At 61.8% G+C, this 1,355-nt stretch carries 2 protein-coding genes; both read left to right on the forward strand.

The window, feature by feature from the left end; genetic code table 11:
- Nucleotides 1–366: 366 nt before the first annotated feature.
- On the forward strand, nucleotides 367–810 hold the full coding sequence (locus E3T55_RS05230) for a hypothetical protein (RefSeq protein ID WP_134518531.1): 444 nt from the start codon (nucleotides 367–369) through the stop codon (nucleotides 808–810).
- A gap of 116 nt (nucleotides 811–926) precedes the next feature.
- Nucleotides 927–1,355: hypothetical protein (locus E3T55_RS05235; protein WP_198418521.1), on the forward strand; the 429-nt coding region annotated here is incomplete at its 3' end.

Genomic DNA, 1,355 nt, shown 5'->3' on the forward strand with positions numbered 1-1,355 from the left:
CCTGGGTCATCACCACCGCCCTCGTCGCCAAAAACTGCCTCGAAGACCCCGACGGCATCGGCTGCCACACCACAAACGACCCCACACCCCGCCAGTGAGCACTATTCGCGCCAACACGGGAAGCAACGCGGGAAGCGCTAAACCTGCTCACTTGCGGAACTAATCCCCAACCTACGAGATTGGGGCTGTGGATAACTCCCACGGACGGCGTCCGTGCCCTACGGTGACCGCATGCGACCACATTCCCGCAATTTTCTGCCGAAACTCGTTGCTCTCGCTCTAGCTGTCGGCCTCAGCGGATGCGCCGCCGCCCCCGATCCCGCTCCCCCGACATCCGCGCCGTCACCGACCACCGCCGTTGCTCCGGTGTTCGCCAACGACGACGAAGCCCTCGCCGCCGCAATTGACGCCTATGCCGCCTACGAAGAAGTCGCCACATTGATATTCTCCGAGGGCGGAGCGAACGCGGACCGGCTCCGGACCGTGGCGACCGGGGACTTACTCGAAGTCGAGCTTGATGGTTACCAAAGGGTTCAGGCACGCGGTCAACGCTTAACGGGCTCTTTCAAGTTTGACAAGGTCGTCCTCCAGCGCGTCGATGAACAGGCCATAGGCGGAGTCGGTGTCGTTGTTGTGTACCTGTGTGAAATTCTTACGGGGACAGACGTCCTCGACGCCTCTGGGGCGTCGACGGTTAAGCCGGGGCGGCCAGACCGGACACCCTTCGAGGTGAGTTTCGACTGGAATGCGGAGGGCAATTCGCTTCTAGTCGGACACAGCGACATTTGGATGGGCGGCGGCGTGTGTTGATTTTCCGGAGTTTACTGAGCTCAATGTGTGCCTCGATTTTGGCTCTACTCGTGATTCTTTGGAGTGCTTCGCCGTCCGCGGCGACTCCTACACAGCCCCCTTGCGCGAAGGATCTTTTGTCTACTGGGGAGTGCCCGACTGCCTGGGCCGCCGTCGAAGAGGATGACATTTACATCAGTGCTGATGCCGCTACGGAAGCGGAGAAGGAGGAGGAAGCGACCGCGGAGGAGAAGGCCTATGCGCAGAAAACCTCCGACGTCTACAACGCCGCTCGAGCACCCGATGGAACCGTGCCCGACCGGATCATCGCATCCTATTCCGGCGACCAGCCCGGCCCGGGACTCGTCGAGATCTGGCCCGACCGGTACTATCGCGTGTGTTTTCCCGGCGAAGCCGACGATCCCTGCAACCAGGCCGTACCCATCACCGTGATCACTCCCGGAACACCGGCCGTGCGCATCAGCGACCTCATCAGCTTCACCCCCACCGCCCCGACCCAACAGATGCAACCCAACGGATGGATGGTCAGAGGGCTCGCGACGAAC

The organism is Cryobacterium frigoriphilum, assembly GCF_004403305.1.
Classification (GTDB): Bacteria; Actinomycetota; Actinomycetes; order Actinomycetales; family Microbacteriaceae; genus Cryobacterium; species Cryobacterium frigoriphilum.